Consider the following 22,170-nt stretch of genomic DNA (forward strand, 5'->3'; position numbering starts at 1 on the left):
TCAAAATTTCTCGAACAGCAACTATTATACCCTAAAATCAGCATTTTGACAAATTTAGAAAAAACCGATATCCATCTATCGGCTTTTCAACATCTACATTCTTTTTTCAGCTTCTGCTTTAATTTTTTCAACTACTTCTTGAATGTTCAAACCAGTTGTATCAAGGTAGACAGCATCCTCTGCTTGTTTGAGAGGCGAAGTCTCACGATGACTATCCTTGTAGTCACGCGCTGCAATTTCCTCTTTTAGGGTTTCAAGGTCTGTCTCAATTCCCTTGGCGATATTTTCCTTATAACGACGCTCTGCTCTCTCATCAACAGAAGCTACTAGGAAAATTTTCAGTTCTGCTTGTGGCAATACAACCGTTCCAATATCGCGACCGTCCATGACAATCCCGCCTTGTTGGGCAATTTCTTGTTGGAGGGAAACTAGTTTCTCACGCACTTCAGGAATTGCTGCAATAGCAGAAACATGATTGGTCACTTCATTTTCACGGATAGGATGGGTAATATCCACATCTCCTACAAAGACAAGCTGTTCCCCAGTTTCTGAACGCCCAAAACTAATTGGATGCTGGTCCAACAAGGCTAGAAGGGCTTCAACTTCTTCTACTCCTAACTGGTTCTTGAGAGCCATATAGGTCGCTGCACGATACATGGCACCTGTATCTAGGTAGGTGTATCCAAAATCCTTGGCAATAATCTTTGCGACTGTGCTCTTACCGCTGGAAGCAGGCCCATCAATAGCAATTTGAATTGTTTTCATATCAACTCCTATTTGATTTTAACAACATCACCTGGATTAGCAAACCAAGATCCTGTAGCCATGTGCCCAGGATTTAAGGCTTCTAACTGTGCAATCGAAATCCCCGCACGAGCTGCAATAGCTGCTTCTCCTTCTCCAGCCAAGACTTTTGTCGTCCCTTCTGGATCTGTTGAATGTTCTGAACTACTAGATGACTCTTCCTTACCCTCTGAACTAGAAGATGCCTGCTCTGAACTACTAGAAGATGAAATCTGTACTACATTTGCATCAGAATCGTGAAAATCTTTTAAGGCTGCCGTACGATTACTCCCACCCGATGACAGATAGATAAGAACAATGATCATCACGACTACAATCACAAAGAAAATACTTGCTAAGATAGTTAAGATACGGTTAGCAATGACTCCTCCGCCTTGTTCTCTCTTACGACGTTGTATTCTTGTTTCTTCTTGATTTTCATAAATATCTTCTTGCCACGGTTCTTTTGCCATACCTTACTCCTTGTTTTTTTTTACTTTTCTTATTACAATATAAATATGAAAATCACACTTATACCTGAACGTTGCATTGCCTGTGGGCTTTGCCAAACTTATTCTGATTTATTTGACTATCACGATAATGGAATCGTGCGCTTTTACGATGACCCTGACCAACTAGAAAAAGAAATTTCTCCTAGCCAGGATGTCGTAGAAGCTGTTAGAAACTGTCCGACACGTGCCTTGATTAAAGATCAACACTAATCTTTCATAGTAAATTGACAAGAACGTTTCACTCTTTCTAGTTTAGCATATTTCCATGCAAAATTATAGTCTTTTCACTTTATTTTTTTCTGTAAAATCAGGAAGGTCACTTTTTTCTTTAACGAGATAAAGTGGTCTTTTTTTAGTCTCTAGATAAATCTTACTGATATACTTGCCGAGAATCCCAATGGTCAAGAGTTGAATGCCTCCAAGAAAGAGAATGACAGCCATCAGAGAAGTCCAACCTGATGTCGGATTACCCAAAATGAGGGTCCGAACCACAACAAAAAAGGTCATAAGCAAAGAAATAAAACAAGATAGGAAACCAGCTACAAAGGCTATAATCAAGGGAAAATCTGAAAAATTCACAATCCCTTCAATGGAGTAGAAAAAGAGTTGCCTAAAACTCCAACTGGTCTTGCCAGCCTGTCTTTCAACGTTTGAATAGTCCAAATAGTGGATTTTAAAGCCCACCCAGGCAAAAAGTCCCTTAGAAAAACGATTGGACTCAGTCAAGCTTAAAATCGCATCGACTACAGACCTTCTCATCATGCGAAAATCACGGACACCTGACGGCAAGGCTACTGGACTAATTTTTTTCATGAAGCCGTAAAAGAGATTAGCACAGAAACTGCGAAAGAAAGGTTCCCCCTCTCGACTAGTTCTCCGTGTCCCAACACAGTCCAAGTCTGTATTTTGGTCTAGTAATTTTTTCATCTCAAGCAACATACTAGGAGGATCTTGGAGGTCTGCATCCATCACCACCACTAGGTCTCCTGTAGCATATTGCAAGCCTGCATAGAGGGCTGCTTCTTTTCCAAAATTTCGCGAGAAAGAAATATAATGTACTGCCGAATTTTGCTCCCGATAGGCTTTTAACAGTTCTAAGGTCCCATCACTTGATCCATCATCGACAAAGACATACTCGATTTCTGTTTCCAAATCTGGAAGTAAAGCTTCCAAAGCCTGATAAAAAAGAGGAAGTACTTCCTCTTCATTTAAACAGGGGACAATGATTGACATCACCATCTTAGTCTTCAAACCCATTTGGATGCTTACTTTGCCAACGCCATGCGTCTTCACACATTTGGGTGATGCCGAGTTCTGCTTCCCAGCCCAGTTCTGCTTTGGCTTTTGCAGGATCTGAATAGCAGGCCGCGATATCACCTGGGCGACGTTCTACAATGCGGTAAGGAATTGGGCGTCCCACTGCTTTTTCCATGTTTTGGATAATTTCAAGAACAGAATAACCTTTACCTGTTCCAAGGTTATAAACGTTTAGACCTGAACCTTTTTGGATTTTTTTCAGAGCTGCGACGTGACCTTTAGCCAAATCGACAACGTGGATATAGTCACGAACACCAGTTCCGTCTTCCGTATCGTAATCATCTCCAAACACTTGCACTTGCTCTAATTTTCCAACGGCTACTTGAGTCACATATGGCAAAAGGTTATTTGGAATTCCGTTTGGATTTTCTCCCAAATCACCACTCTCATGGGCTCCGATTGGGTTGAAATAACGAAGCAAGACAACATTCCATTCTGAGTCTGCCTTGTAAATATCCGTCAAAATTTCCTCAAGCATAAGCTTGGTGCGGCCATATGGATTGGTCACTGAAAGTGGGAAATTTTCCAAGATTGGCACTGTATGAGGATCTCCGTAAACTGTCGCAGAAGAACTGAAGATGATGTTTTTACAGTTGGCTTCTTCCATAGCTTTTAGAAGACTGACAGTTCCAGCGATATTATTGTCATAGTAGGCAAGAGGAATACGAGTAGATTCACCGACAGCCTTCAAACCAGCAAAGTGAATAACACCAGTCGGTTCTTCCTGTTTGAAAATGTCTCTAAGGGTATCTGTATCACGAATATCTGCCTCATAGAAAGGCACTTCAACTCCTGTGATTCTTTCAACAACTTCTAAACTTTTTCTGTTACTATTAACAAGGTTATCCACCACAACGACTTGATGACCTGCTTGGATTAACTCAATAACAGTGTGGGTTCCGATAAATCCTGCACCACCTGTTACTAAAATCTTTTCTTGCATCTTCTTTCCTCGATTCTCAGATTATTTTTTCTTATTTTACCATTTTTGATAGGGAATGTCATTTGCCATCCTAGAGGGTAGGATAAAATTTAAGTAAAATGCTTATTCACTTTTTACTCGTTTGACATAGTTTTCAATTGGGTAGTTTGCTGGGTCTAGAGTCATTTCCCTGCTTTGAACCAGTTGAGCTAGATGGTAGCCAATGATAGGACCTGTTGTGAGGCCTGATGAACCTAGTCCACTAGCCGCATAGACACCTGCCAATTCTGGCACTTGTCCAAAGAAAGGAGAGAAATCACGGGTGTAGGCGCGGATTCCCACACGCTCAGCCCTTGAAGTAGCTTCTGCTAAACTAGGATAGTGAGGTAAGGCCATATCCTCCATTTGCTGGAGTAAGGTTTCATCTACCGTCAAATCAAATCCCATATCATTTTCATGAGTGGCACCTAGGGACAATTTCCCACCTGCAAAAGGAATCAAATCCCACTCCCCTTCTGGCATAACAACAGGGTAAGTGTCCATGTCTTGGGCAAGCTGATAATCTCGTAGTTGTCCTTTTTGAGGACGGACATCCACATCATAACCTAAAGGCTCTAATATGTCCCCCAACCAAGCTCCCGTCGCCAAAATAACCTGTTCAAACACCTCTTCGCCAATCTGGTAGCCTGACGATAAGGGTGTCAGAGTCACTTTTTCTTTGACCAGCTTGACCTGACTGGCTTCCAGCAAACGAGTCACTAAGAGTTGGCCATCTACTCTCGCTCCACCAGAAGCATAGAGCAGGCAATCAAATCCCTTCAAACCAGGGAATAATTCATTTGCTGATGCTTGGTCCAGAGTGGCTAATTGCCCTATCAAGGGAGACTCTTCTCTGCGCTCTAAGGCTAGTTGATAGAGTTCTTCCAATTTGGATTCATCCTTTTTCAAGAGAAAAACTCCCGACCGCTGGTAAAAGTCGATCTCCTGCCCTGACTTGTCTAATTCAGCCAACAAATCCACATAAAAGTCAGCCCCCAAGCGCGCCATCTTGTACCAGGCTTTATTTCGACGTTTGGAAAACCAAGGACTGATAATTCCTGCTGCGGCCTTGGTAGCCTGACCTTGTCCATGGTCAAAGACGGTTACCTCTAGGTCACTTTCTTTGGAGAGGTAGTAAGCTGCTGTTGCACCCACAATTCCTGCTCCGATAATGGCAACTTTTTTCATTGTTTTTACTTTCTAACTAGATATGGTGGAAAGGATTGGTCGATGCTTGACTAGGTACAATATCGATTGTCCAGCCTTTTTCCTCTTTCCATTGAGTAAGGAGTGCTGCGATTTTTTCCACAAAAAGCACTTCAATATAGTGACCTGGGTCCAAGGCTAGCAAGCCATCAGACAACATATCCTGAGCAGTATGGTAGTAAATATCACCAGTGATATAGACATCTGCCCCTTTTGCCAAAGCATCCTTATAGAATGACTGCCCGCTTCCACCACAGATGGCCACTCTTGAAATAGGCTTCCGCAAATCACTCTCTTGATAATGCACTATTCGAATACTATCTAGGCCAAAGACTTGCTTGACATACTGGGCCAATTCCCCAAATGTCTGAGGTCGAACATTCCCAATACGCCCAATTCCACGTTCAGGACCTGTCTCCTGAAGATAAGTCGTCTCCTCGATTCCTAGCATCTGACAGAACCAATCATTGAGGCCATTTTCAACGATGTCAATATTGGTATGGCTAACATAAACTGCAATATCATGCTTGATGAGATCGATATAAATCTGATTTTGCGGACGACTAGCTACCAAATCCTTGATAGGACGGAAAATCGGCGCGTGCTTGACGATAATCAAGTCCACCTCCTTTTCAATGGCTTCAGCTACCGTTTCTTCACGAATATCCAGAGCAACCATGACACTTTGGATCTCCTTGTTTAGAGTACCGATTTGCAAACCACGACTGTCTCCCTCCATAGAAAATTCCTGAGGGCAAAAGGCTTCATAGCGTTTAATCACTTCACTTGCTAGCATGAAGAACCTCCTTGATGGCTTGAATTTTATCTACTAGAACTTGACGTTCCTCCAGATTTTTCTCTGGGATTTGTCCGAGGGCAAACTCTAGCTTAACAGCTTCTTTTTGCCATTTTTGGACAAATACTGGACTGACTTCTTTGGACAAGAAGGGGCCAAAGCGAACATCACTAGCTGCTAACTTCATTTCCCCTGCTTCCACCACCAAAATCTCGTAAAACTTGCCAGCCTCTTCTAGGATACTTTCTGCTACAATCTGAAACCCGTGGTCTTGCAACCAGATGCGCAAGTCGTCTTCACGATTATTGGGTTGGAGGATTAAACGTTGCACATTGCCAAGCTTCTCCAAGCCTTCTTCTAAAATCCTAGCAATCAAACGACCACCCATACCAGCAATGGTAATGACAGACACTTGGTCTCCCTCTTCAAAAGCTGCTAATCCATTGGCTAAACGGACTTGGATTTTCTCCTTTAGGCCGTGAGCCTCAACATTTTTGACCGCAGACTGATAGGGGCCTTCCACCACCTCACCTGCAATGGCACTTTCGATTTGGCCTCTTTCGACCAACTCGATAGGCAGATAAGCATGGTCACTTCCCACATCTAGCAAAATGGCTCCCTGTGGCACAAAGGAAGCCACTAATTCTAATCTCTTTGAAATCATCTTCTCTCGCTTTCCAAACTCTATTACCTCTTATTATACCACATTTCAGCTGGCAATCTTGTACCTAAAAAGACCGCAATCCACAGATTGCAGCCTTTCTTTATTTTCTGGCTTGATAGCGACTCGTCAGAATGAAAATCAAGGTAAAGACCAACATCATGACACCATAAACAGGCAACGTTTGTCCTGTCAAGATTGAAATTTCAAGCAGTTTTTGAATTCTTGGGAAGAGAGCTGTGGCTAGGAAGCCTCCTACTGACCAAACAATCAAGAGGACACGCCAGAGGGTAAATGGCATGCAGGCTCTAAATACGGATAAGAAACCAATTGACCCCAAGAGATAATAGAGGAGGGTTGAGATTTCTAACTCAGACCAACCTTGGCTACTTCCAAATATTTTCACAAAAAGCACGCTGAAGACGACCATGAGAGCGCTTGGTAGAGCACGAAGCATGGATTTTCTGAGGAAGTTTGGCTCAACAGGTTTGATATTTCTCTCAAAAGTCAAAACGAATGGTGGGAAACCTTCCACGAACTGGTCAATCATGGTAATCTGGATTGGAATGAAAGGGAAAATCAAGATCCATTCAGACCGTCCCAGAAGAGCACTGGCGATACAGATGACTGCGAGCAAGAAGGAATAAATGGTCTTTATCAAGAAAATCGGGGCGATGTGGGCAATGTTATTGACCACACGACGACCTTCAAAGAGAATCTCAGGAACATCATTGAAGTCCGAGTTCAAAAGAACCAGATTAGCAATCTGACGAGTAGCAGGATCCCCTTCAGCCATCACGATAGAACAATCCGCCTCACGAAGAGCCAAGATATCATTAACTCCATCCCCTGTCATAGCCGTTGTATGTCCTGCTTTTTTCAAGGTTTGGATGATGAGTTTCTTTTGATGAGGGGAAACACGTCCGAAAATGGCTGTTGTTTCAGCCATAGCAATCAATTCTTCATCTGTGATTTTCGAGCAATCTACATAGCTATGGTAGTCCGTAAAACCAGCCTTCTGAGCAATGCTGGACACAGTAACGGGATTGTCACCAGAAATAATCTTGAGTCCCACTTCCTGAGAACGGAGATAGTCCAGCGTCTCTGCTGCTCCTTCTCGAATAGGGTCCAAGATTTCTAGCAAGGCTAGAGCCTGAATATCAGATGGTTTCTGTGGCTGGTGATGGTCTAATTTCTCCTGACTGAGAGCTAAGACCAAGACACGTGAACCTCTCTCCAAGGCCTCCCTTGCTTCTGGGACCTCAGAATCCAGCAACATCTCAGGTGCCCCTAAGAACACTGTCCCCAAGCCTTCTAATTCCATAGCCCCCCACTTGCGGTCGCTAGAGAAAGGAAGATTAGAGAGCATAGGATAGGCAACCTCTCCCACAAAACGCTGGCGAATAGCTTGAGCTGTTGGATTCTTATCCTCACTATGGGCTATATAGCTAGTCAAAATGCTGGCAATAGCCTCGTCACCATAAGTTGCCGTCAGTGGAAGAACAGCCTCCACCTGCATCTTTCCTTGGGTGATGGTACCCGTCTTGTCCAAACAGAGCATATCCACGCGCGCCAAGGTCTCAACAGAGTACATCTCCTGAACCAAGACCTTTTTCAAGCCCAACTTAATCACAGCTGTCAAGAGCGAAGTAATGGTCAAAAGGGCGATTCCCTTGGGTAACATTCCCAAAAGGGCTGTTGACGAATTTACAACGGATGACTTGAGAGGAAGGCCTTTTAAAAGCAAGGCTTCTAGCAAGAGAGCTAGACCAAAAGGAATGATAATCTTCCCAGTAAAACCTGCTAACTTGTCCAGCGATTTCATGATACGGGAGTTGATCGGTTTAACTGTCTTAGCTTCCAACATGAGTTTGGCAGCATAGTTGTCAGCACCAACATGGTGAACTTGAGCCAAAACTGACCCACTGGCTAGGAAACTTCCTGACAAAAGCAAGGCGTCAACTTCCTTTTGTACCAAATCACTTTCCCCCGTCAACATGGCTTCATTGACTTCCACAAAACCTTCTAAAACCCGCGCATCACTAGGAATCTGCTCCCCAGCCGACAGACGAATCACATCTCCTAGCACCAATTCTTCAGAGTTAAGAGCAACTTCCTGACCATCACGGATGGTTTTGACCTTTTCCTTGGTCATGAGATTGAGCTTGTCCACCATGTGTTTAGCCCGTAGCTCGGTCACAATCCCAGAAAAAGCGTTAAAGCAGATAACGGCAAAGAAGACCAAATTGCTCCAGGCCTGCACAAAGGCTAGTGCCAAAGCAATGACAAAGTTCAAAGCGTTAAAAAGGGTAAAGACATTTCGTTTGATGATTTGCCAAGTGCTAGTACTGGCCGAAGCAGTAAAATCATTGACCAAGCCCTTAGCCTGTCTTTCCTCGACTTCTCTTTGGGTTAATCCCATAATCTTATTTTTATCCATGAATTCTATCATATCATTTTTTCTAAAAGAATTCTAATCTCATCCTGAATATGCACCTAGTCAAGGGAAAAGTTTGCCAGCCCTCCTTTGATAAGGTATAATAATAACAAGAAATAATCGAAGGAGATCGCATGTTTTATACTTATTTACGTGGATTGGTTGTCTTGCTCCTATGGTCCATCAATGGCAATGCCCATTATCATAATACTGATAAAATTCCTAATCAAGATGAAAATTATATTTTGGTTGCCCCTCACCGTACCTGGTGGGATCCAGTTTACATGGCTTTTGCGACCAAGCCAAAACAGTTTATCTTTATGGCCAAAAAAGAGCTCTTTACCAACCGTATCTTTGACTGGTGGATTCGTATGTGTGGTGCTTTTCCTATTGACCGTGAAAATCCTAGCGCTTCTGCCATCAAATACCCTATCAATGTTCTTAAAAAAAGTGATCGCTCTCTCATCATGTTTCCAAGTGGTAGCCGCCACTCAAACGATGTCAAGGGGGGCGTAGCCTTGATTGCCAAAATGGCCAAGGTCCGTATCATGCCTGTTACCTATACAGGCCCTATGACCTTGAAAGGCTTGGTTAGCCGTGAGCGTGTCGATATGAACTTCGGAAATCCGATCGATATCTCAGATATCAAGAAAATGAATGATGAAGGTATTGAAACAGTCACCAATCGTATCCAAACAGAATTCCAACGTCTGGATCAAGAAACCAAACAATGGCACAATGATAAAAAACCAAACCCACTCTGGTGGTTTATCCGCATCCCAGCCCTCATACTTGCAATTGTTCTCGCTATCCTAACCATCATCTTTAGCTTTATCGCAAGCTTCATCTGGAATCCAGATAAGAAAAGAGAAAAACTTGGTTAAAAAATACAACAATCCCTTGGCAAAAGCCAAGGGATAATTCTTTTATTCGATTTCCCATTTTTGGGTCAACCAGCTGGAAAAGGCTAAAAATCGTTCAGCTACTTGTTCATGGTGTCCATAAGGATCAAAGACAAACTGACCGGTCGGACAGCTTTTCTGAAGACTAGTATGGATTTTCTCAGCATAAACTGGTGCTTGAGCCAAACGATTAGTATGGTGTGCTCCTTCTGTTTGACCATTTTGTAAATACAGCAAACAGTCTAGATTTTTCACTGTCTCTTCCTTGCAGTAAGTCACAAAATCAGGATACCAAAAGGAACCGCAGATGGAGAAAACACAGGAAACCTTGTCAAAGCTGAAAAGACTGTAAACTGCTGCCAAGCCACCTAGTGAATAACCTCCATAGGCAAGACGTGCTTCATCCAGTCGATAAAGCGACTGCAATTTGTCCAAAAGACCTCCAAATAAATGATTATGATAGACGTTGGCCTGACCTCCAAAATCTGGAGCTCCCTCCCTCAGAGCTGATACCTTCCAGGGAGTGTAGTCATCTAAGCGATTTTTAGAGGTCAAACCCACTAAAATCACAGATTCGGAAAGGGAGGATAGAAAATCCAAGTTTCCATCATTCAATAAAATAGCCGGATAGGTTTGATTGGGGGCGTAGGTAGAAGGAAGGCTGATTTGGACTTGAATTCCTTCCCAATCAAACTCATTATTTATTGATAAAGTCATTAATTTTCTCAAGGGAATCAATCACTGCTGGACCATAGTCCATCAATTCATCGTAAGAGATGGTCATGATTTTTTGATTCTTAATAGCAGGAACGCTTTCCAAAACAGCATTTGACTTCATCAACTCTACTGCTTTTTCATCCAATTTTTTATTGCGGTCGCTGGTTACATAGATAATCAATTCAGGATCCATTGATACAAGATTTTCCAAGGTCAAACCTGATGTCCCCGTGGCAACGTTTGTATAACCAAGTTGGTTCAGCAAACTTTCTTGCAAAGCAGACTTATAAGCGCCAAAGGTTTCATCATTATAAGCAACCATAATCAAAGCCTTTTTCTTTTCACCTTGGCTTGCTGGATTTGCTTTCTTAACAGCGTCAATTTTAGCTTGTAATTGGGCTGCGTATTCATTAGCCTTGTCCTGAACATTAAAAATCATTCCAAGATTTTTGACATCTTCTACGATATTCCCCAAATCTTGCTGAATCGTTGAGAGAGAAGCTTTTTGCGTATAAACTGGGATTTTGTTTTCATTCCAAGTGCTAACTGTCCCCAAGGATTTTTCAGAAAACATCATGTTTCGCCCCATCACTGCATCTGGTTCATAAGAAAGGACTGTCTCTTGTGAGACTGTTTTTTTATCCCCAATTTGAGGAATAGCTGCAATAGCGTCCTTGTTTTTACCAGTTACGGCATTATCAGGGTTGAGCATACCAGCAATTTTATCCTTTAATCCTAACTCTAACAAGATTTCAGTAGTTGAAAGATTGTTTGTGATAACTTTTTCAGGTGCCTTGTCAAAGACTTGTTCGACTTCATTTCCCTTAGCATCATAGGTTTTAACCGTTAGTGGATAAGTCGTCTCTGCGCTCGCCTTTTGACTTGTTTCTGTGCTAGATTGTGTGGTAGCTTTTTCTGTAGTAGTATTACCACAAGCTGCCACGGTTAGGGTAGCTACTGTTACGAGTAAAATACTGAGTGTTTTTTTCATCTTGTTTTCCTTTTCATTCTTATAAATAGTGAATCATGGCTTGCTGATCCTCGGTCCAAGTCACCTGACTTTGAACTCCATATACAGTTTGCAATGATTTTGAGGTGATGGTCTCCTTTGGAGACCCTTGATAAAGGATTTCTCCCTCTTTCATCAGATAGAGATAATCCGAATAGCGACAAGCAAGTTGAATATCATGCAGGACAGCTAGAACATTGATCTTTAGTTCCTTTACAATGGCCAACAAGTCTAGCTGGTACTTGATATCCAAGTGATTGGTTGGTTCGTCAAGGAGCAAGAGAGTCGGTTCTTGCGCCAAGGCACGGGCTAGTAAGACTCGCTGTTTCTCACCCCCTGACAGGGACGAATAGAGACGAGTTTTCTTCTCAAGCATATCCACCTTAACGAGGGCATCTTGAACGAGCGTAAAATCCCTCTCCCTTTCCTTCTCTAAAAAAGAGAGATGGGGAGTTCTTCCCAGCAAGACAATTTCTTCAACTGTACAATCAAACTGCAGCTGGTTAAACTGGGTCACAACTGCCATTTGTTTGGCTGTTTCTTTGAGCGTCCATTGTTCCAGAGGCTTTCCATCTAGGCTTATCAAGCCTTTGTCCACCTTTTCCTGACGATAGAGGAGTTTAAGTAGACTGGTTTTCCCGCTTCCATTTGGTCCTAATATCGTGTGAAATTGATTCCCTTCAACCTTAAGAGAAACTCCTTTGAGGATTTTTTTATTTCCTAATCCAAAATGGATGTCCTGACAAATCAAATCCATATCAGACCCTCACCTCCCTTCGCCTACCTCCAACAATGTAGATAAAGAAGGGAGCACCTACTAAGGCTGTGAAAATGCCAATAGGCAACTCAGCATTTTGAATGATGGTACGAGAGAGTACATCTGCCCAGATGACAAAGAGAGCACCCAGCAAGGTTGCAACAGGAAAAAGCCTCTTGTAATTCGTTCCTACTAACCCTCGAGCTAAATGTGGAGTAATCAGACCGACAAATCCAATAATCCCACAGGTTGCCACTAATACTGCTGTTAGCACAGCCACCATGGTCACATAAAGATACCAATAAAAGCGTAAGGGAATCCCCAAAGTTAAAGCAGCCTCATCTCCCATCATCATCGCATTGAAAACACGATACTGAGTAGAGAAAAATAGAAAGGCTATTCCTACTACCATAGTTGGCAGGACCAAGTCTGCCCAGGAAGTCCCAGCGAGCGAACCCATGGTCCAAAACTTAATGGTCATCACACTGTCCGCATTGGCGCCAACCGAGATAATAAAGTTGGAAAAAGCCAGAAAGAGAGCATTGACCACCGTTCCCGATAAGATTAAACTAGAAGTCGTCATCCTTCCCTGCATAGAGGCAATGATGAGGACAGCAATTGTTGCCAAAATAGCTCCAAGAAAAGCTCCAAGGCTAATCATCACTTTTAAACCAAGAATGATGCTCAAGGTTGCCCCTAGAGTTGCACCCGCAGATATTCCTAAGACATAAGGCTCTGCGATGGGATTGTTCACTGTAGACTGCATCACGCTACCACACATAGAAAGACCAGCCCCTACTATCAGACCTAACAATACTCGAGGGAATCTCATGTTCCATACAATGGCAATAGTAGACTTGGAAACCTCTCCTATCTCAAGAGGAAATCCCAACCTGCTCAAAATAATCCGATAGGTGTCTCCTAGATTAATCGCAACGGATCCCATAGAAACTGCTAGAAAAAGAGAAATCCCTAAAACACCTAGCAAAATACCTAAAAGCAACACAAATTGCTGGTCTTGTCGGCTTCCAGAAAATTTGGAAAGCATGCAAACCTCCTTTGATAGAATCTTAAAAATTTAGAAAATTCTCATGAAAAGTATACCATATTTTCAACAATGGAACAAGATGAGAACAAATGAATATAGTTGGTTTTATAGTGCTAGGAACCGTAAGTAAAGATAATACTTGAGTATATCGAGGTAAGGTGACAACGTAAAAAGCCCTCTGAAAATCAGAGAGCTGATTTTCAGAGGGCTAAAATCCTAGTGAAACAAAAAAATCTACACGGTCAGAAAAGTCTCTATCGTGCCATTTTCATACATGATGTATAGTCCAAGTAGAATGAATACTAAGGGCACAATGATTCGCTCGTATTTTTCAATTGTCTCGAATATTAACGGAATAGAGGATAACACCCGACTAATCTCACATAAGATAATTATGCCGATTACAAACACAAGCAACGCCACGAGGGTCTGTGACCAATCTAACGAAGCAAAATAAGGTATATAGATACCTAAATTATCTCCGCCAGACGCAATTGTCAGCAATGTAACTGTCCAAAACAGTTGATTTGCCTTGCTTTGTTCTAATCTTTCAATAATTTCTTCCTCTTCTTCCTCTTCTTCCTCACCTTCTCCAACAATTGCAAAGCGAATCCCTAAATAGATAGGGATTAAACCAAGCAATCCAACCATCCATTCTTCAGGTACGAAATTAACGACATAAGCAGCAACTAAACTCGCCCCTACAAGTAAGCCTGTGCCTAGATATTGCCCCGCATAAATATGCCATTTCTGTTTATTCTGTGATAGCTGTGCAAATAAAATAATTAAAATAACTAAATAATCGATACTGGTGGAAATATAAACACCAATAGCAGATATGATTGTCTGTCCCATAAAAACCTCCTGTATTAGTCAGTAATAAATCAGCAGATTTTAGGAGAGCACAGACACATTAATTTAGCTATCGCTAGTGGGTAATTTCGAACATAGGAAAGCATGTTACTCCTCCTCAAAACGTAGTTACAAAGTAATTTCTAACTGGAATTCGGTGACTACTTCCATGTAAAGTATAACATACTATACTTTACTTCGTAAAGTGTGGGCTCTTCGAGGGGCTTGCAGACAGCTACTCGGCTTTATGGTGTAATTAGCTGATACCATTTGAGGTTTTTGTAGTCTCCAAAATTGTGACCGATAAAACAATTGACAAAGGTTTACAAACATCACTCTGGTTTTTGTAGTCTCCAAAATTGTGACCGATAAAACTATGTCCTAGATAGACCAATCCTCCAGCTAGTTTTTGTAGTCTCCAAAATTGTGACCGATAAAACCAATCGCAAAAGGAATCAAAACAAGTTCGAGTTTTTGTAGTCTCCAAAATTGTGACTGATAAAACATAACTTACCAGAATTGGCTCCTGAGTTGAGTTTTTGTAGTCTCCAAAATTGTGACCGATAAAACCTCAGTTACATCTAAATGAATATTGTTGCTGTTTTTGTAGTCTCCAAAATTGTGACCGATAAAACCCTAAGCGCTACAAGGGAAAACCCAAGGAGGTTTTTGTAGTCTCCAAAATTGTGACCGATAAAACATAGCCTCAAGATAAACAAAATGTCTGGCGGTTTTTGTAGTCTCCAAAATTGTGACCGATAAAACAAGTTGCAGGAAAGGCTGCACAATTAGCAGGTTTTTGTAGTCTCCAAAATTGTGACCGATAAAACTAGATTTTACATTCCCTAACTCATCCAAATGTTTTTGTAGTCTCCAAAATTGTGACCGATAAAACAATGACCCAATTATTTTGGCGAAAAATCGTGTTTTTGTAGTCTCCAAAATTGTGACCGATAAAACATGGAGAAGACAAACTTGTAGAAGTACCAAGTTTTTGTAGTCTCCAAAATTGTGACCGATAAAACCAAAGGAGCTGATTTTTTATTAAAATATTGGTTTTTGTAGTCTCCAAAATTGTGACCGATAAAACCACATTCTTCAAACCGTGCAATGATAAAATGTTTTTGTAGTCTCCAAAATTGTGACCGATAAAACTCGAACTTAGACGAGCTCACCAGGCTAACGGTTTTTGTAGTCTCCAAAATTGTGACCGATAAAACCAGCAACTACTTCTGCAGCAACGCCAACCGGTTTTTGTAGTCTCCAAAATTGTGACCGATAAAACGGATTGAGTAGGGAAGCGTTTTGTGGAGATGTTTTTGTAGTCTCCAAAATTGTGACCGATAAAACTTTCCAAAATTTTTGATAACTAGATATTTAGTTTTTGTAGTCTCCAAAATTGTGACTGATAAAACCTCAATAAAAAAGCTCTCTGAAAATCAGAGAGCTGATTTGAGCTCGGACTAAAATCCTAGTGAAAAAGATGAAACTCCTTGTGTTCATCGAACACTGTGTCCTTTCCCTATTTTCATACGGATTTCTTACGCCCTTAGCATCATGATTCTTGCTGGATAAACCGTTTATAGACTAGGCGACGAGGCGAAGATTGTACGAAAATTTCAGTGAAACAAAAAAATCTCCCCAAAGGGAGATCATTCTGGTTTATTTTACCTTACAGTGCTAGGAACCGTAACCGAAGATAATACTTGAGTATATCGAGGTAAGGTGACAACGCAATGTAAGTGGAAAATAAAGCAGATTAACGACGAAGTCCTAGAGAGTTGATCAACTCACGGTAACGGTTAACGTCGTTTTTACGCAAGTATGCAAGCAAGTTACGACGGCGACCGATTTTTTTCATCAATCCACGGTAAGTAGCGTGGTCTTTTTTGTGTTGTTTGATGTGTTCGTTAAGGTGGTTGATTTCCCAAGTAAGGACAGCAACTTGAACCTCTACTGAACCTGTATCACCTTCGTGACGTGCATATTGTGCGATGATTTCATTTTTTTTCTCTTTTGAGATTGCCATGATGTTTCTCCTTTTTATTTGGCTTCATCCGAGTGACAGGTTGGCATGCCTGGAACCAAGAAGAAGTTATTTGTCTTTACGACAATCCCTATTCTACCAATAACTAACTTCTTTGTCAACAGATTTACTTTCTTTCTCTTTGGTTCACTAGCATCATTAAGAGTGTCAACTTCTTCTAAAGATTAGCATATCTGATTGCCAACAACTTTCCAACAAGGAAATTCAAAAAAATCTACAAAAATCTTGAAAATTTTCACAATCATGCTATAATAATCCATAGAGACAAGTCACTTAGTCCTTTTCTACTAGAGAGTGCGTGGTTGCTGGAAACGCATAGAAAGCCTAAACTGATACTACTCTTGAGTTTTTTATGAAAACATAAAACGGTGGCCACGTTAGAGCCAATCAGAGGTGTCCCTCTCTTTTGAGGTACATAAATGAAGGTGGAACCACGTTGCGACGTCCTTTCGAGGATGTCGCTTTTTGTTTTTCTAGCTTTCACAATCCTCTGTCCCTATTCTCAAAATAGGGGTTAAAACATTCGTCAATAATATAAGTAAGGAGAACATCATGATTAACATTACTTTCCCAGATGGCGCTGTTCGTGAATTTGAATCCGGCGTTACAACTTTTGAAATTGCCCAATCTATCAGCAATTCCCTAGCTAAAAAGGCCCTGGCTGGTAAATTCAACGGCAAACTTATCGACACTACTCGTGCCATCACTGAAGATGGAAGCATCGAAATCGTGACACCTGATCACGAAGATGCTCTTCCAATCTTGCGTCACTCTGCTGCTCACTTGTTTGCCCAAGCAGCTCGTCGTCTTTTCCCAGACATTCACTTGGGAGTTGGTCCAGCCATCGAAGATGGTTTCTACTACGATACTGACAACACAGCTGGTCAAATCTCTAACGAAGACCTTCCTCGTATCGAAGAAGAAATGCAAAAAATTGTCAAAGAAAACTTCCCATCAATCCGTGAAGAAGTGACTAAAGACGAGGCACGTGAAATCTTCAAGAACGACCCTTACAAATTAGAATTGATTGAAGAACACTCTGAAGACGAAGGCGGTTTGACTATCTACCGTCAAGGCGAATATGTGGACCTCTGCCGTGGTCCTCACGTTCCATCAACAGGACGTATCCAAATCTTCCACCTTCTTCATGTAGCAGGTGCTTACTGGCGTGGAAATAGCGACAACGCTATGATGCAACGTATCTACGGTACAGCTTGGTTTGACAAGAAAGACTTGAAAAACTACCTTCAAATGCGTGAAGAAGCCAAAGAACGTGACCACCGTAAACTTGGGAAAGAGCTTGACCTCTTCATGATTTCACAAGAGGTTGGTCAAGGACTTCCATTCTGGTTGCCAAATGGTGCGACTATCCGTCGTGAATTGGAACGCTACATTGTCGACAAGGAGTTGGCTTCTGGCTACCAACACGTTTACACTCCACCACTTGCTTCTGTTGAGCTTTACAAGACTTCTGGTCACTGGGATCATTACCAAGAAGACATGTTCCCAACTATGGACATGGGTGACGGGGAAGAATTCGTCCTTCGTCCAATGAACTGTCCGCACCACATCCAAGTCTTCAAACACCATGTTCACTCCTACCGTGAATTGCCAATCCGTATTGCCGAAATCGGTATGATGCACCGTTATGAAAAATCTGGTTCCCTTACTGGTCTTCAACGTGTGCGTGAAATGTCTCTTAACGACGGTCACCTCTTCGTTACTCCAGAGCAAATCCAAGAAGAATTCCAACGTGCCCTTCAGTTGATAATCGATGTTTATGAAGATTTCAACTTGAATGAATACCGCTTCCGTCTCTCTCTTCGCGACCCTCAAGATACTCACAAGTACTTTGACAACGATGAGATGTGGGAAAATGCCCAAACCATGCTTCGTGCAGCTCTTGATGAAATGGGTGTGGACTACTTTGAAGCCGAAGGCGAAGCAGCCTTCTACGGACCAAAATTGGATATTCAAGTTAAGACCGCTCTTGGAAAAGAAGAAACCCTTTCTACTATCCAGCTTGACTTCTTGCTTCCAGAACGCTTCGACCTCAAATACATCGGAGCTGATGGAGAAGAGCACCGTCCAGTTATGATCCACCGCGGAGTTATCTCAACTATGGAACGCTTCACAGCTATCTTGATTGAAAACTACAAGGGTGCCTTCCCAACATGGCTTGCACCACACCAAGTAACCCTCATCCCAGTATCTAACGAAAAACACGTGGACTACGCATGGGAAGTGGCTAAGAAACTCCGTGATTGCGGTGTCCGTGCAGACGTAGATGAGCGCAATGAAAAAATGCAGTTCAAGATCCGTGCGTCACAAACCAGCAAGATTCCTTACCAATTGATCGTTGGGGACAAGGAAATGGAAGACGGAACAGTCAACGTTCGCCGCTACGGCCAAAAAGAAACACAAACTGTCTCAGTTGATGACTTTGTTCAAGCTATCCTAGCTGATATCGCCAACAAATCACGAGTTGAGAAATTCGATATTATATAATTCTCAAATTTTACTGACCAATAATTGAGCAATCCCTATTCGAATTTTATCATAAGAGATAAAACCTGGGACAAAATCCCAGCTACCTAAAAAGCAACAACTAAAACAGCTGTTGCTTTTTTATATTTTATTTAATCTGAGCTAGTAGTGATTGGTCACACCACCATACAAGATTTGCTTTCATGAGTTAGATAAGGTCAATATCCTCAATCCTTGTCTGCTTCATTTTCTTTTACGAGATCTTTTTGTGAATCCTTTTCAGAGAGTTTTTGATCGATATACTTGTTAATGGTTTCATAAAATTCCTTGGTCGTCTCACTGTCTAATTTTGTCGAACTATGGACTTGATTGACTTTCAATTGAACAGATTGAATGCCGTAAGAGGCTTGTTTTTGGTGAATCGTTTCTAATTCTTCTTCTGAAATCGGATCTCCAACAACCGTCAAGACCAATTCATTGTTCCTTGACTTGTAGACTTGATTAATAACCGTGTGATTGGCGAACTCTTTTCCTACAAACTGTTTGATTCCTTCTTTTCGCGCTTGATCTATCGTCAGAGTGACTGCTGAATAGCTGGCTGGAAGAATCAATAATGCAATCAAGGATATCAACCCAATTCTCATTTTAATATTTAGCTCTTTAAATGAACTTAAGGGAGATTTTCTCATCATAATTCTTGTTCCAACCATATTGGTTAGCATGATAAAAACACAGTTGATCAAGAAAAGATAGAGAGCTCCAAATAAAAATCGTACATTTCCATTAGCTAAACCGTAACCTGCAGTACAGATAGGTGGCATCAGAGCTGTTGCAATGGCTACTCCTGGCACGATATTGTTTGCTTCTTTTTTCCTTGACCCAATTACACCTGCTATCCCACCAGCAATAGCAATGAGAACATCCCAAATGGTTGGAGAGGTTCGTGCAATCAATTCGCTACTTTCATAAGATAAGGGAGAAATCCAGAAATATAGAGTCGAGACAAGCAAACTGACCAATACTTGAGTAAATAAAACCTCTAGAGATTGCTTGATTAAACGCGTATCAAAAATAGCTAAACCAAATCCGAGTCCAACAATCGGTGTCATAAGAGGGGAAATCAGCATGGCTCCAATAATGACAGCTGTTGAATTCATATTTAGGCCGATAGAGGCAATAAAAATCGCACACATCAAAATCACTGTATCTCTTAATCGAACATGAAGATCATCATATAATTTCTCACGGTATTCACGTGTTGAATAGTTTCCGGTCATTGATTACTCCTTTTATTTCATATAATCTTGTTTCTGCATGGATGATGGTAGAGAGACTTCTGTCCAATCTTACACATTTTTCTTCTCACCTGTTATTCTTTTGAAAATGATCCTTTAAATATCCGTCAGTCCATCCTTAACATTATATCAAAAATTTTACAGTCTTTCTCTTAAGAAATTTATCAATTTAACAGATAAAGAAAGAAATTTTTGTTTCCTTATCCAAAGAACAAAAGACTGCATCTCCTATAAAAGAAGATGCAGTTTAATGATTAAGCGTGATGAGTGTGTTTGACAACCCATTGCTCCATTTTTATTTTTTCAACCGAAAGCGTCCAAGCAAATAATTTACTAGGATACACAGTTAAAGATAAAAAAGCCCAGCTGTCTCATCCTGGGCTCTTATCTATTATGCTCACTCAATTATTAGATTCATATCAGAAAACTTGATCCGCACTGTCGTTCCTGTTCCAACCTCAGACTCGATGCGAATCTGGTGACCCAGTTCTTCAGAAATTTTCTTAGATAGGTAAAGGCCAAGTCCAGATGACTGCTGGGTTAGGCGACCATTATATCCTGAAAATCCACGTTCAAAGACTCGGAGGACATCACTATTTTTTATCCCGATTCCCGTATCCTTGATACAAAGCTCTTGCCCCTCCATATAAATCTCCAGACCACCTTCCTTGGTGTACTTGAGACTGTTTGAGATAATTTGCTCAATAACCACTAGCAGCCACTTTTTATCTGTCACGATTTCTTTATCAAGGTCATGTAGATTGACATTTAAGCCTTTTTGAATAAAGAAAAGAGCATATTTACGAATTATTTCCTTAACCAAGTCCTCGATTTGAACCCGCTTTAAGACCAAATCATCATGAAAACTTTCTAAACGCAGGTACTGTAAGACTAGATTAGTATAGGAGTCGATTTTGAAAATTTCCTGTTCTAACTGCTGCTTTAGTTGGCGGTCAGCTACTTCTGCAACTAAGAGTTGACTGGCTGCAATGGGGGTCTTAATCTGATGGACCCACAAGGTATAGTAATCCAGCAAATCCGTCAGTTTTCTTTCTGAATCTGACCTTTGCTGATAAAGTTCCATCTCACGCGCTTCTAGTTTCTCAACCAAAACTCTTTCCAGTGGAGATTTGGCTTCCCTCTCTCCGTAGAGAACTTCCTTGCGATAGACCTGCATCTCCACCAATATGTCCCAAGTGAAAAATAAGATGGTTACAAAGCAACACAGCAGGAAAAAGTAGAGAAAGTAAATTCCCAAACTGGCAAATAAAAACTGAAAGAGCAAAACCAGAAATGTCAAAGAAAGCAGATAGACAAACAGACGACTACGGGAGCGCAGATAGGCTAGAAAAAATTGTTTCCAATCAAGCATGCTTCAATCCGTACCCTATCCCTTTCTTGGTCTCGATAAATCCTACCAAGCCCTGCTCTTCCAATTTTTTACGCAAACGAGCCACATTAACTGAGAGGGTATTATCATCAATGAAAAAGTCACTGTTCCAAAGTTCCCGCATGAGGTCATCACGCGCTACGATATTGCCCGCATGCTCAAATAAAACCCGTAAAATCTGGAATTCATTCTTGGTCAAATTCAAGACTTGGCCTTGATAATGTAAATCCATGGATTTGGTATTGAGGATCACACCAGCATATTCCAGTAAACTCTCGTCACGCCCGAACTCATAGGAACGGCGCAACAAGCCCTGAACCTTAGCTAAAAGAACCTGCTGGTCAAAAGGCTTGGTCACAAAGTCATCCGCCCCCATATTGATTGCCATAACGATATCCATAGCCTGGTCTCTGGAAGACAGAAACATGATAGGCACCTTGGAAATCTTGCGAATTTCCTGACACCAGTGATAGCCATTAAACAAAGGCAGCCCAATATCCATGAGGACCAGATGAGGTTCCGATTGGACAAAAAGACTCAACACTTCCATAAAGTCTTCTACCAGAACCACTTCAAATCCCCATTCAGAGAGCATTTTCCCGACCTGTTGACGAATGACCTGATCATCTTCTACTAATAAAATCTTGTGCATCTGATTCTCCTTTACTAATTTTAGGAGTCTTAAATCCTTTAGTATAAATAGAGGGCTTAGTATCTAATACTTTTTTGACATTTCCTTGTCACAACAGCTCAAAAACAGATAGTGAATAACCCCATTGATATCATACCTTATTTTCAGACATAGTGCCAGCCCTACCCTTTTATTTTTAATTTTTTCAACCTTCAGGTAACTTCTCAAAGTAACTTCCACTTGCCCAACCGAAGTGGAAATTAGTCTAAAACGGATTTTTATGGTGGAATTAAGTATGAGACGTTTGAGTTAGAAATGAGGTCCACTATGACAAAACATAAACACCTTACCCTTTCAGACCG

At 41.4% G+C, this 22,170-nt stretch carries 20 protein-coding genes, 1 pseudogene and 1 CRISPR repeat array; of the genes and pseudogenes, 4 read left to right on the top strand and 17 right to left on the bottom strand.

The window, feature by feature from the left end; all coding sequences use genetic code 11:
• Positions 1–93 precede the first annotated feature (93 nt).
• Both cmk and GEZ84_RS09275 read right to left on the bottom strand, forming a co-directional pair.
• On the bottom strand, positions 94–765 hold the full coding sequence (cmk, locus tag GEZ84_RS09270; RefSeq protein ID WP_153224322.1) for a (d)CMP kinase: 672 nt from the start codon (positions 763–765) through the stop codon (positions 94–96).
• Between the two features lie 8 nt (positions 766–773).
• Positions 774–1,256: an SAG1386/EF1546 family surface-associated protein gene (locus GEZ84_RS09275; RefSeq protein WP_153224323.1), complete on the bottom strand. Its 483-nt coding sequence runs from the start codon at positions 1,254–1,256 to the stop codon at positions 774–776.
• A gap of 45 nt (positions 1,257–1,301) precedes the next feature.
• Here GEZ84_RS09275 and GEZ84_RS09280 point away from each other — a divergent pair, with 45 nt between their 5' ends.
• The gene (locus tag GEZ84_RS09280; RefSeq protein ID WP_194252059.1) at positions 1,302–1,505 is read left to right on the top strand and encodes a ferredoxin; all 204 of its coding nucleotides are present in this window, start codon (positions 1,302–1,304) and stop codon (positions 1,503–1,505) included.
• 63 nt (positions 1,506–1,568) lie between these two features.
• Here GEZ84_RS09280 and GEZ84_RS09285 read toward each other — a convergent pair whose 3' ends face one another.
• The 6 genes from GEZ84_RS09285 to GEZ84_RS09310 form a co-directional block, all read right to left on the bottom strand.
• Positions 1,569–2,534, bottom strand: a complete 966-nt coding sequence (locus tag GEZ84_RS09285) for a glycosyltransferase family 2 protein (RefSeq protein WP_153224325.1) — start codon at positions 2,532–2,534, stop codon at positions 1,569–1,571.
• Between the two features lies 1 nt (position 2,535).
• Positions 2,536–3,555: a UDP-glucose 4-epimerase GalE gene (gene galE / locus GEZ84_RS09290; RefSeq protein ID WP_153224326.1), complete on the bottom strand. Its 1,020-nt coding sequence runs from the start codon at positions 3,553–3,555 to the stop codon at positions 2,536–2,538.
• A gap of 102 nt (positions 3,556–3,657) precedes the next feature.
• The gene (locus GEZ84_RS09295) at positions 3,658–4,761 is read right to left on the bottom strand and encodes an NAD(P)/FAD-dependent oxidoreductase (RefSeq protein WP_153224327.1); all 1,104 of its coding nucleotides are present in this window, start codon (positions 4,759–4,761) and stop codon (positions 3,658–3,660) included.
• Between the two features lie 16 nt (positions 4,762–4,777).
• Positions 4,778–5,575, bottom strand: a complete 798-nt coding sequence (locus GEZ84_RS09300; protein WP_153224328.1) for a Nif3-like dinuclear metal center hexameric protein — start codon at positions 5,573–5,575, stop codon at positions 4,778–4,780.
• Entirely contained in the window at positions 5,562–6,239 is a 678-nt protein-coding gene (locus GEZ84_RS09305) for a tRNA (adenine(22)-N(1))-methyltransferase (protein ID WP_153224329.1), read from the bottom strand. The genes GEZ84_RS09300 and GEZ84_RS09305 overlap by 14 nt, the downstream gene beginning before the upstream one ends.
• A 100-nt stretch (positions 6,240–6,339) precedes the next feature.
• Complete coding sequence (locus GEZ84_RS09310; protein ID WP_153224330.1) at positions 6,340–8,676, bottom strand: cation-translocating P-type ATPase; 2,337 nt, start codon at positions 8,674–8,676, stop codon at positions 6,340–6,342.
• A gap of 131 nt (positions 8,677–8,807) precedes the next feature.
• Between GEZ84_RS09310 and GEZ84_RS09315 the strand changes: the two genes are divergently transcribed.
• A complete protein-coding gene (locus GEZ84_RS09315) occupies positions 8,808–9,557 on the top strand; it encodes a lysophospholipid acyltransferase family protein (protein WP_153224331.1) in 750 nt (249 codons plus the stop codon).
• Between the two features lie 42 nt (positions 9,558–9,599).
• Here the strand turns inward: GEZ84_RS09315 and GEZ84_RS09320 are convergent, their stop codons facing one another.
• From GEZ84_RS09320 to rpsO, 6 genes are all read right to left on the bottom strand, one after another.
• On the bottom strand, positions 9,600–10,292 hold the full coding sequence (locus tag GEZ84_RS09320) for an alpha/beta hydrolase-fold protein (RefSeq protein ID WP_153224332.1): 693 nt from the start codon (positions 10,290–10,292) through the stop codon (positions 9,600–9,602).
• Entirely contained in the window at positions 10,273–11,283 is a 1,011-nt protein-coding gene (locus GEZ84_RS09325; protein WP_153224333.1) for an ABC transporter substrate-binding protein, read from the bottom strand. The genes GEZ84_RS09320 and GEZ84_RS09325 overlap by 20 nt, the downstream gene beginning before the upstream one ends.
• A gap of 19 nt (positions 11,284–11,302) precedes the next feature.
• The gene (locus GEZ84_RS09330) at positions 11,303–12,058 is read right to left on the bottom strand and encodes an ABC transporter ATP-binding protein (protein WP_153224334.1); all 756 of its coding nucleotides are present in this window, start codon (positions 12,056–12,058) and stop codon (positions 11,303–11,305) included.
• Between the two features lies 1 nt (position 12,059).
• A complete protein-coding gene (locus GEZ84_RS09335) occupies positions 12,060–13,106 on the bottom strand; it encodes a FecCD family ABC transporter permease (RefSeq protein ID WP_153224335.1) in 1,047 nt (348 codons plus the stop codon).
• A 234-nt stretch (positions 13,107–13,340) separates the two neighbouring features.
• On the bottom strand, positions 13,341–13,961 hold the full coding sequence (locus GEZ84_RS09340) for a CadD family cadmium resistance transporter (RefSeq protein ID WP_153224336.1): 621 nt from the start codon (positions 13,959–13,961) through the stop codon (positions 13,341–13,343).
• A gap of 272 nt (positions 13,962–14,233) precedes the next feature.
• Positions 14,234–15,373: a CRISPR direct-repeat array (repeat unit 35 nt; unit sequence GTTTTTGTAGTCTCCAAAATTGTGACCGATAAAAC).
• A gap of 344 nt (positions 15,374–15,717) precedes the next feature.
• Positions 15,718–15,987, bottom strand: a complete 270-nt coding sequence (gene rpsO, locus GEZ84_RS09345; RefSeq protein WP_001018251.1) for a 30S ribosomal protein S15 — start codon at positions 15,985–15,987, stop codon at positions 15,718–15,720.
• Between the two features lie 320 nt (positions 15,988–16,307).
• Between rpsO and GEZ84_RS11090 the strand changes: the two are divergent.
• Together GEZ84_RS11090 and thrS are read left to right on the top strand one after the other, a co-directional pair.
• Positions 16,308–16,516 (top strand): annotated as a pseudogene (locus GEZ84_RS11090) (hypothetical protein).
• Between the two features lie 41 nt (positions 16,517–16,557).
• Positions 16,558–18,513 carry a threonine--tRNA ligase gene (gene thrS / locus GEZ84_RS09350; protein WP_153224337.1) on the top strand — a complete coding sequence of 652 codons (1,956 nt, stop codon included), beginning with the start codon at positions 16,558–16,560 and terminating at the stop codon, positions 18,511–18,513.
• Positions 18,514–18,719: 206 nt separating this feature from the next.
• Here thrS and GEZ84_RS09355 read toward each other — a convergent pair whose 3' ends face one another.
• The 3 genes from GEZ84_RS09355 to GEZ84_RS09365 all read right to left on the bottom strand — a co-directional run bounded on the left by GEZ84_RS09355 (position 18,720) and on the right by GEZ84_RS09365 (position 21,829).
• Positions 18,720–19,769: a DUF389 domain-containing protein gene (locus tag GEZ84_RS09355; RefSeq protein ID WP_153224338.1), complete on the bottom strand. Its 1,050-nt coding sequence runs from the start codon at positions 19,767–19,769 to the stop codon at positions 18,720–18,722.
• A 415-nt stretch (positions 19,770–20,184) separates the two neighbouring features.
• Entirely contained in the window at positions 20,185–21,159 is a 975-nt protein-coding gene (locus tag GEZ84_RS09360) for a sensor histidine kinase (RefSeq protein WP_153224339.1), read from the bottom strand.
• A complete protein-coding gene (locus tag GEZ84_RS09365) occupies positions 21,152–21,829 on the bottom strand; it encodes a response regulator transcription factor (RefSeq protein WP_000548991.1) in 678 nt (225 codons plus the stop codon). The genes GEZ84_RS09360 and GEZ84_RS09365 overlap by 8 nt, the downstream gene beginning before the upstream one ends.
• Positions 21,830–22,170 lie beyond the last annotated feature (341 nt).

It is taken from the genome of Streptococcus mitis, from assembly GCF_009496155.1.
Classification (GTDB): Bacteria; Bacillota; Bacilli; order Lactobacillales; family Streptococcaceae; genus Streptococcus; species Streptococcus mitis_BQ.

What these genes read in the sequence shown, in the direction of transcription:
- GEZ84_RS09280 (WP_194252059.1), top strand. Translation starts at nt 1,302, where the DNA reads ATGAAAATCACACTTATACCTGAACGTTGCATTGCCTGTGGGCTTTGC.
- GEZ84_RS09275 (WP_153224323.1), bottom strand. Translation starts at nt 1,256, where the DNA reads ATGGCAAAAGAACCGTGGCAAGAAGATATTTATGAAAATCAAGAAGAA.
- rpsO (WP_001018251.1), bottom strand. Translation starts at nt 15,987, where the DNA reads ATGGCAATCTCAAAAGAGAAAAAAAATGAAATCATCGCACAATATGCA.
- GEZ84_RS09325 (WP_153224333.1), bottom strand. Translation starts at nt 11,283, where the DNA reads ATGAAAAAAACACTCAGTATTTTACTCGTAACAGTAGCTACCCTAACC.
- GEZ84_RS09320 (WP_153224332.1), bottom strand. Translation starts at nt 10,292, where the DNA reads ATGACTTTATCAATAAATAATGAGTTTGATTGGGAAGGAATTCAAGTC.
- GEZ84_RS09340 (WP_153224336.1), bottom strand. Translation starts at nt 13,961, where the DNA reads ATGGGACAGACAATCATATCTGCTATTGGTGTTTATATTTCCACCAGT.
- GEZ84_RS09300 (WP_153224328.1), bottom strand. Translation starts at nt 5,575, where the DNA reads ATGCTAGCAAGTGAAGTGATTAAACGCTATGAAGCCTTTTGCCCTCAG.
- GEZ84_RS09310 (WP_153224330.1), bottom strand. Translation starts at nt 8,676, where the DNA reads ATGGATAAAAATAAGATTATGGGATTAACCCAAAGAGAAGTCGAGGAA.
- cmk (WP_153224322.1), bottom strand. Translation starts at nt 765, where the DNA reads ATGAAAACAATTCAAATTGCTATTGATGGGCCTGCTTCCAGCGGTAAG.
- galE (WP_153224326.1), bottom strand. Translation starts at nt 3,555, where the DNA reads ATGCAAGAAAAGATTTTAGTAACAGGTGGTGCAGGATTTATCGGAACC.
- GEZ84_RS09305 (WP_153224329.1), bottom strand. Translation starts at nt 6,239, where the DNA reads ATGATTTCAAAGAGATTAGAATTAGTGGCTTCCTTTGTGCCACAGGGA.
- GEZ84_RS09365 (WP_000548991.1), bottom strand. Translation starts at nt 21,829, where the DNA reads ATGCACAAGATTTTATTAGTAGAAGATGATCAGGTCATTCGTCAACAG.
- thrS (WP_153224337.1), top strand. Translation starts at nt 16,558, where the DNA reads ATGATTAACATTACTTTCCCAGATGGCGCTGTTCGTGAATTTGAATCC.
- GEZ84_RS09355 (WP_153224338.1), bottom strand. Translation starts at nt 19,769, where the DNA reads ATGACCGGAAACTATTCAACACGTGAATACCGTGAGAAATTATATGAT.
- GEZ84_RS09335 (WP_153224335.1), bottom strand. Translation starts at nt 13,106, where the DNA reads ATGCTTTCCAAATTTTCTGGAAGCCGACAAGACCAGCAATTTGTGTTG.
- GEZ84_RS09285 (WP_153224325.1), bottom strand. Translation starts at nt 2,534, where the DNA reads ATGGTGATGTCAATCATTGTCCCCTGTTTAAATGAAGAGGAAGTACTT.
- GEZ84_RS09360 (WP_153224339.1), bottom strand. Translation starts at nt 21,159, where the DNA reads ATGCTTGATTGGAAACAATTTTTTCTAGCCTATCTGCGCTCCCGTAGT.
- GEZ84_RS09330 (WP_153224334.1), bottom strand. Translation starts at nt 12,058, where the DNA reads ATGGATTTGATTTGTCAGGACATCCATTTTGGATTAGGAAATAAAAAA.
- GEZ84_RS09315 (WP_153224331.1), top strand. Translation starts at nt 8,808, where the DNA reads ATGTTTTATACTTATTTACGTGGATTGGTTGTCTTGCTCCTATGGTCC.
- GEZ84_RS09295 (WP_153224327.1), bottom strand. Translation starts at nt 4,761, where the DNA reads ATGAAAAAAGTTGCCATTATCGGAGCAGGAATTGTGGGTGCAACAGCA.